Source organism: Halobacillus sp. (assembly GCF_049282395.1).
Taxonomy (GTDB): Bacteria; Bacillota; Bacilli; order Bacillales; family Halobacillaceae; genus Halobacillus.
The window spans coordinates 1-7,236 of record NZ_JBAPTY010000422.1 but is presented as its reverse complement, the minus strand read 5'-3'; the positions used below and the strand labels follow the sequence as shown (position 1 = coordinate 7,236).

Below are 7,236 nucleotides of genomic sequence, written 5' to 3'. Positions count from 1 at the left end.
TCCCATGGGAGTCTCGCCATTTCCCAACCAACCCAGCCACGGGAGAATAACGAACCCTTCCCGAAAAGAGAATGCTCTCCTTTTAAATAGGTCCTAAATGCTTTTATGACAAGCTTTTTCACATCGTTCTAGCATAAAAATAAACGACTTATCCCATGCTTATTCTCACCAAGCAGACAGGGGATTTAGTGGTTTCGAGTTTCTGATTCGGCCAGGTCCGGAGGGGGACGATGTAGACTCCTGCGGGATGAACATGATCGGTGAGATCCCGCAGGGCTGTTAAGCCCGAGGAAGCTCAGCACATGCCCGCGGAAAGCGAAATCGTCCCCCGGAGGACCTTTCGCTCACCAATATCTCGAAACTGAGTCTTCAACAAACGGGAGCTTTAGCTTAAAATCAACACGGAAGTTTAACAGAACCTAAAATTTAAAAACTTTTTATTTATCAGAGTCGTCTAAGTATTTCTGACGACCTTCTCCTATATATCTTTAGTTCCAAAAAAACCGCCTTTTCTACGAAAAGACGGTTTTTAATGATTTATATTTTTCTTATCTTTCCAGCGAGCGCCTAAGATTCGCAAGCCAATCGTCAACAGGATGGCTGCCAGCACCAGTATGCCTAACGCATCACCTGTCGCCCACCCGGCTGATTTTAAAAACCTGGCGAGAAGGATTCCAATTAGGGCAAGCGGGATTAGAATAAAACGATCGATTTTCTCGGAGAATATGGGTCCGCTAAACCACTGCCGAATTTTGTTCATGTATGATACTACCTCCTGATTGAGTCGCTGTAGTTTCCTTTAAGAACTCATCCATTATGTCAAATCTGCTCCCTGATCTCAATCCTTTTCCTAAGACTCTGTAAAAAGTTTTGGATGATTTTCATTAGAAAACAATTTGACGGGAAGTGAACGGCTCCGACCATTTCCGTACTAATTTTTATGTACGTTCAATAGGCTAATGCATAGGATAACGTTAGGAAGTAAGAAAGGATGGATAAAGTGTACTATAACCCTTATATGTATCCATATCGTTACCCTTATGAAAGTGGACCTATGTACAGTAATGGAAGTCATAATGGCTACTGGTCCTACCCTCAGGACAACGGATACGCCGCCTGGCCCCCTTCGCAGAGTCAGAGGAACATTCAGTTAAAGGATTATGGATCCAAGCCATTTGTCGTTAACATCAATACAGCCACGACGCAGAATAACACCTATCGCACAGCCTTATGGACCGGAGACCATTTGCAGTTAACTCTGATGAGTATTAAACCCGGGGAAGATATCGGCTTAGAAATACATCCAGACGTCGATCAATTTTTACGTATTGAGCAAGGCCAGGGGTTTACACAAATGGGTAAACAAAAAGACGATTTAAACTTCACAAGATATGTGATGGATGATTCGGCTATTTTCATCCCTGCGGGTACATGGCATAACTTAACCAATACAGGCAATACTCCGCTTAAACTATACTCGATCTATGCCCCGCCTAACCATCCGTTCGGTACCGTTCACACTACAAAAGCTGAAGCGATGGCTGCGGAAGATTAATGAGGATCATCCACTCCATTAAAAAAATGGGAACTTCCTAAACGAGAAGTTCCCATTTTTATTTTTAAATCCGATTAGCTATAAGTCTTGAATTTCTTCCCCGTTATAATGATCAAGGACCGCATTTACATAATAGATATCCCCGTAACAGGCGTCGTACTGTTCAGCTTCCTCGCGAATACAGTCGTATTTGCCCGTATGTTCTAATTCCTCATACTTTTTGGCAGAGAATTCTATCGCAAGTTCCTGTGTGTACTCCCCACCATTGTTCCTGACAAAATCAATAAAACCAGCACCAAAATTGTAGGATTGAAGCGCTAATTTAATATCCTGATCGGCCCGATCCAGCACATTCGCAAAGTAGGAGACCCCCTGTTCAATGGACTTCTCCGGATCTTCAATACATCCGACCGAACCGCACAAGGATTCGGAGGCTTGCATAGGATCATCTCCTCTTCCACCTGATTCCTGCATCATTAACGCCATCAGCACATCAACGTGTTCTTCAATTCCTTCCTGCTTCGCATACTTTCTAACTTCGTCTTCATATTGCAGCACCTCTTCAGACAAATCCTGTGATTCAGTTGTACTGCTCGTTATGCCGTCTCCCAGATTACTGCTTGTGAGCAAATAAATACCACCGATTACTAGAATGATAGGCAGCATAATTTTCACAAACGCTTCCGAAACGGTTTTTTTAAATTTTGTTTTCAACTTATATTTCGGCATGTTTCTCCCCTTATCGCTGCTTCTCATAAGATGAGTCTATTTTAACATGCCGGTAAGCCTTAATCTCCTATCATGCTCTATAATGTTTTTTAAACTATGAGCGAACTGAACGTTCTTGAAAAAATATTTTTCTCAGTAGAGAATAAACGATCATAGCAATCAGGAGAAATATTCCGAAGTCGAGTAAAAACAGCCCTAGATCAAATTCATCTTGGAATAAGCGGTACTCCAAATGGATCCAGGCATACACCTGCGAAGATAAAAAGTCTGTAATCAACAACGAAACGATAATCAGAAGAAACTCCTTCACGTTAACACCTCACTGAACCACGTTTATTCATTTCTATGTAGGAAGTCAACTACTCTAGAACGGATGCTTCTTTATCTCCCCACATCATTCCTTTGTATAGCTACATCCAGCGTGATTCATGATATTGATCCGGGTTTTCCCTATCTCTTTGTGAAGGCAATAGAATCGGTAAGGCTAAAGCAGCGATGGCCGCTACTACAAAAATGATGATAAACACGAACCCCATGATATTCCTCCTCAATAAAGTAAAATTTTCGTTCTGTCGATACTCCTCCATATTCCCGGCCGTACTCTCCGGCTATTCAGTCTTATCTCTGTGGTTTAGAAAATGAATTCCCAAGCATCGGGTACACTACTGTTTCATCCTCTTCCACAATAGGCGCCGCACCCCACCGGATACCAATTCGCTATCTGTGGGTTTACTAGGAGCTGCATCCGGGCTTGCCGCAGGGCTATCTTATGCATTATTCATATTTGGATTTAAGAACACCTCTGCCAGCGGGAAGCCACAGACCACTTTAACCATCGCTTTCTATTCATTTTATCTTATCCTTTTGCTTATCACGGACATGGATCAAGCCGCTAGAGCAATCACCTCAAACGACATCGGCTGGTTTCTTATATTGGGGGTCCTTGGAGCTGGAATTTCGTTCATGGTTTATGTGAATGGCATTCAGTGGACGGCCCCAACTACCGCTTCCATGGTTGCTATGGTTGAACCCGTAACCGCTTCCTTATTTGGCTTTTGCTTATCGGGAATCATTTGACCATTATTCAACTTCTTGGAATAGCGATTATCCTGGTTACGGTTATCGTACTTAGTGTGAAACCTTCCTCATCCTCCATTACAAGTACTGATAAAAGGAAAAAGGAGGCGGTGTAAACGACACGGCCTTTTTCTTCTTGAAATTACATTTTTGGTAATACGAAAAATTCCTGTTCTCATTATTTAAGTTAAAAAAGCCCTATTGTAGATGGATCCCATCATCTACAATAGGGCTTTTTCATAAGGCTCTAAGGATATCGGCAGTCTGCAGCTCTCACCATGATGATCGACGTATAGTTGATGACTTTTTGGAACGTATGTGCGTTTTAAAAGAATATCACCCTATGACTTTAATAGATTCTTCCTGTTAAAAAATTTTTTTGCCACTAAAGATACTTGTCACCCTTATTTGACACGGCAAATGACACGGCATTGACCTCCGCGAAACCTTTGGTACAACTGGCCTCACACATCAAATTCACCCGCCGAAACAAAGAATAAACTAAGATTAATTAAAAAAAGAATTAAAAAAACGATATAAAAAAAGATTTTATTTTTTTGACACCAAATTCTTAAAACTTTCGATTACTAGAGTAACAAGACAAGAATAGGTGATGAAAAATGAATATCCATGACATTAGCAAGCTTCAATCCTTTCCGAGTAAAAAAGAATTAGATGTACGTGTTCGCTCTTTTCTATATCAGCATAAGGCCTCCCTCTCTCCAGCTTCCCTTGAAATATTAACGTTTATTTGGCGCCATTCGGTTAAATATCCTGGTGTCTCTTTTGCCAAAATCGAAACCATTGAAAAAGCTACCAAACGCAGCCGTCGAACCATCGTACGAGCAATCAACACGCTGGAGCAGGCAGGTTTGCTTTCGCGCACTCCAACGATCCGTCCAAACGGGAAGCGCGGAGTGAATATCCTTGTTATTAATCCATCAGAGGAAAATCCACTTCCTGAGAAAAGAGTTATCGCTCGTGAGGAAAAAGCGGAAATAGTTGAAAAACTTGAACAAACCGAGTCTCCTCAACCTTTGAAACACATTTCGTCCGCTAAACCTGCTGTAGATAGTGATTATTTACCCACTTACATACCGAAAGCGTTTATTCAGCTTTCTCAATCTTTCCTGAACACAAAAGATATTCTAGGCGCGTGGAAAAGAGTTCACTACGCCTATCAGCAAACTCAATTATGCTACCCAGTTGATCATTATATAACCACCATTACCCAGACATTCAAACAAGCGGTTTTTGCTAAACAAAATGGCTCCATTAAGAAAACGTTTCTTGCCTACTTTTATGGCGGAATACTAGCAGCTTTCCAGCAGACCGTACGTAAAGAAGTAATGGATGATCCCGCTAACCTGTATTATGACTGGCTGAACAACTAAATAAAAACCACCCTGAGTCAGGATGGTCTATTGTATATTCAGGATTCCGTATCGTTATTCGTACCCACGTTCAGATAGGAAGCAGCTGTTTCAGCCTGTTTACAGGCAGCTTCCGCAGAGTCACCGGTTCCGAGAACAACAGCCATACGGCGACCGATCGTAGCGGATGGTTTTCCGAAAATTCGTACCTGCGTATGAGGGACAGCTAATGCTTCTTCCAAGCCGGAAATGTTGTAATCATGGCTTTCCACCGACGATTTCACGGCATGACTTGAGCCCGGTGAAACGAGTTGAATATCCTCAATCGGAAGTCCGAGAATCGCCCGCACATGAAGAGCAAATTCAGAGAGTTCCTGGGTCATCATCGTCACCATGCCCGTATCATGCGGACGAGGAGAAACTTCACTAAAATAAACGCCATTAGATGTAATAAACAGTTCAACTCCAAACACACCAAATCCGCCAATTTCATCTGTGATCTGTTTAGAAATAGCTTCGGCCTGCTTGATGTGTTCCTCACTCATCACATGCGGCTGCCACGACTGAATATAATCTCCCCCCTCCTGTCTATGACCGATTGGCGGGCAGTAATAGGTACCATTGGAAGCCTTGACGGTTAAAAGTGTAATTTCGGAGTCAAAATGAATAAATTCTTCCACAATCACCCGCGTGCTGTTTCCCCGGCCACTGCCAAGAGCCTCCTGCCAGGAATCCTCAATCTCACTTTCTGTTCTGCAGAGGCTCTGTCCTTTTCCTGAAGAACTCATAATCGGCTTAATGACGCAGGGCAGCCCAATGGTATGAACCGCTTCTTTAAGCTCTTCCAGCGAATTAGCAAACTCATATTTTGCGGTCGGTAAACCCAATTTCTCACTGGCAAGCCGTCTAATCCCTTCCCTATCCATCGTTAACTGGGTGGCGTAAGCTGTCGGGATGACGTTATAGCCTTCTTCCTCAAGCTTTAATAACGTCTCTGTCGCAATGGCTTCGATTTCAGGAACGATGTAGTCCGGCTGTTCCTTTTCCACGACGCGGCGAAGCTCATTCCCATCAAGCATATCTATAACTTCAAACCGATGAGCTACCTGCATAGCCGGCGCTCCTTCGTATCGATCCACAGCAATCGTTTCGATCCCCATTCGCTGTGCTTCAATCACGACTTCTTTTCCTAGTTCTCCTGATCCAAGCATCATCATCTTTTTCGAATTACGTTGGTTCGGTGCTCCATACATGGCTACTCCTCCTGAATGTTTGGGTTTATAGTCATTCTAAATTCATTATCGGGGTAATTTCAAGGTTTCATCGTTTATTAACGAATAAATTTCATTATAAAAACAAAAATGTTCGTATTAATTTATACTGCTTCCCAGTCGATCCTGTTAAAAAATAAGGATCCTTACCTTCAAGGGCTATGCCTGCTGTTCTTCATACTAAAAAAAGAAGCGACCCCTGCGGATCTCTTCTCCATTCACATCCAATATTCTATTTCAATCCGGTCAAATAAACGTAACCGAATACCAGAGAAAAGCTCCTCCCAATACGGAACACATGAGAGCAATCTCCTTCCCTTTTCTCGGGAGTGGTATAAACCGGAGTAAGAAATTAACGATAAAGACAGCTAAAAATAAACACACACAGAGAACGGCTAATTTAGCCGCCGGCTCATTCACCTCTGAATGGATGAAATGCTGTATGGCGTCCGATATAAAACCCAACGTGTGCACCTCCGATAATATCTTCCATACGTATTCTCAAGGGACTGTACCTATTTAAGGTGTATGCAATTTATCTATTGTTAAAGGCAGGGCCGTACCGCATCCCACACATTCTAGTAATATATCTATTTTCACTTCACTAATAAATATGATTCTTCTAGGACTCATCATCGTCGAACATTTACGGCAGGCATGGTGGTCAGTCTGGTCTATAACTTCCAAGTATGATTCTACGTTCGTCACCACTTATACATTGCTCCTTTTATTCCTTTACTTCTATTTTCGACATGATTATCAATATATTGACTGCTCAGGCAAAAATTTTCTAAATTAAAAACTCTGTAAAATCTTAGAAACAATCCTAAAGATAAGCTCCCGATACTTGAAGACTTAATTTCGAGATAAATGGGTCCGTTACTAAAATGGGGATGAGGGTTGGTGGGGAAATAATTCGCTTTCCTGGGGCCCTACAAGACGTAGGGTCGATCGACGTTGCCACAGGACGTGGCGAATTTAGTCGATCCTCCTTTTACCAGGAGCCTCCTCAGTCGTTTCACTCCCTGTGGGGTATCGCCTAGCTCCTTCTCCCACGGGAGTCTCATCATTTCCCCACCAACCCAGCCTTTTCAAGTGAACGGACCTTGCTAACACGAGAAGTGTGAAGTATAAAATCGTCTTAAATGTTTCTATAGCAGCGTTTATCACCATGGGCAGACTCGAAATTTAACGTTGAACTTAGGTCAATCCTTTCTCAAATGGAGTCCTA

9 protein-coding genes are annotated in these 7,236 nt (G+C 42.5%); 3 read left to right on the top strand and 6 right to left on the bottom strand.

The window, feature by feature from the left end; genetic code table 11:
- Window positions 1-529: 529 nt before the first annotated feature.
- On the bottom strand, window positions 530-760 hold the full coding sequence (locus WAM07_RS17550) for a hypothetical protein (protein ID WP_422168682.1): 231 nt from the start codon (window positions 758-760) through the stop codon (window positions 530-532).
- 240 nt (window positions 761-1,000) lie between these two features.
- Here WAM07_RS17550 and WAM07_RS17545 point away from each other — a divergent pair, with 240 nt between their 5' ends.
- Window positions 1,001-1,555, top strand: a complete 555-nt coding sequence (locus tag WAM07_RS17545) for a cupin domain-containing protein (RefSeq protein ID WP_422168683.1) — start codon at window positions 1,001-1,003, stop codon at window positions 1,553-1,555.
- A gap of 78 nt (window positions 1,556-1,633) precedes the next feature.
- Here the strand turns inward: WAM07_RS17545 and WAM07_RS17540 are convergent, their stop codons facing one another.
- The 3 genes from WAM07_RS17540 to WAM07_RS17530 form a co-directional block, all read right to left on the bottom strand.
- Window positions 1,634-2,284, bottom strand: coding sequence for a lysozyme family protein (locus tag WAM07_RS17540; RefSeq protein ID WP_422168681.1), 651 nt, complete (start codon window positions 2,282-2,284; stop codon window positions 1,634-1,636).
- Between the two features lie 94 nt (window positions 2,285-2,378).
- Window positions 2,379-2,594, bottom strand: coding sequence for a hypothetical protein (locus tag WAM07_RS17535; RefSeq protein WP_422168680.1), 216 nt, complete (start codon window positions 2,592-2,594; stop codon window positions 2,379-2,381).
- 100 nt (window positions 2,595-2,694) lie between these two features.
- Window positions 2,695-2,820, bottom strand: a complete 126-nt coding sequence (locus WAM07_RS17530; protein ID WP_422168679.1) for a hypothetical protein — start codon at window positions 2,818-2,820, stop codon at window positions 2,695-2,697.
- Window positions 2,821-3,007: 187 nt separating this feature from the next.
- On the opposite strand from WAM07_RS17530, the gene WAM07_RS17525 reads away from it, so the two are divergent.
- Together WAM07_RS17525 and WAM07_RS17520 are read left to right on the top strand one after the other, a co-directional pair.
- Window positions 3,008-3,361 carry an EamA family transporter gene (locus WAM07_RS17525; RefSeq protein ID WP_422168678.1) on the top strand — a complete coding sequence of 118 codons (354 nt, stop codon included), beginning with the start codon at window positions 3,008-3,010 and terminating at the stop codon, window positions 3,359-3,361.
- Window positions 3,362-3,981: 620 nt separating this feature from the next.
- Window positions 3,982-4,755, top strand: a complete 774-nt coding sequence (locus tag WAM07_RS17520; RefSeq protein ID WP_422168677.1) for a helix-turn-helix domain-containing protein — start codon at window positions 3,982-3,984, stop codon at window positions 4,753-4,755.
- Between the two features lie 38 nt (window positions 4,756-4,793).
- On the opposite strand, the gene purT is transcribed toward WAM07_RS17520, so the two are convergent.
- Both purT and WAM07_RS17510 read right to left on the bottom strand, forming a co-directional pair.
- Entirely contained in the window at window positions 4,794-5,987 is a 1,194-nt protein-coding gene (gene purT, locus WAM07_RS17515; protein WP_422168676.1) for a formate-dependent phosphoribosylglycinamide formyltransferase, read from the bottom strand.
- A 537-nt stretch (window positions 5,988-6,524) separates the two neighbouring features.
- Window positions 6,525-6,716: a hypothetical protein gene (locus WAM07_RS17510; protein ID WP_422168675.1), complete on the bottom strand. Its 192-nt coding sequence runs from the start codon at window positions 6,714-6,716 to the stop codon at window positions 6,525-6,527.
- Window positions 6,717-7,236: the final 520 nt, after the last annotated feature.

What these genes read in the sequence shown, in the direction of transcription:
- WAM07_RS17550 (WP_422168682.1), bottom strand. Translation starts at nt 760, where the DNA reads ATGAACAAAATTCGGCAGTGGTTTAGCGGACCCATATTCTCCGAGAAA.
- WAM07_RS17540 (WP_422168681.1), bottom strand. Translation starts at nt 2,284, where the DNA reads ATGCCGAAATATAAGTTGAAAACAAAATTTAAAAAAACCGTTTCGGAA.
- WAM07_RS17530 (WP_422168679.1), bottom strand. Translation starts at nt 2,820, where the DNA reads ATGGGGTTCGTGTTTATCATCATTTTTGTAGTAGCGGCCATCGCTGCT.
- WAM07_RS17520 (WP_422168677.1), top strand. Translation starts at nt 3,982, where the DNA reads ATGAATATCCATGACATTAGCAAGCTTCAATCCTTTCCGAGTAAAAAA.
- purT (WP_422168676.1), bottom strand. Translation starts at nt 5,987, where the DNA reads ATGTATGGAGCACCGAACCAACGTAATTCGAAAAAGATGATGATGCTT.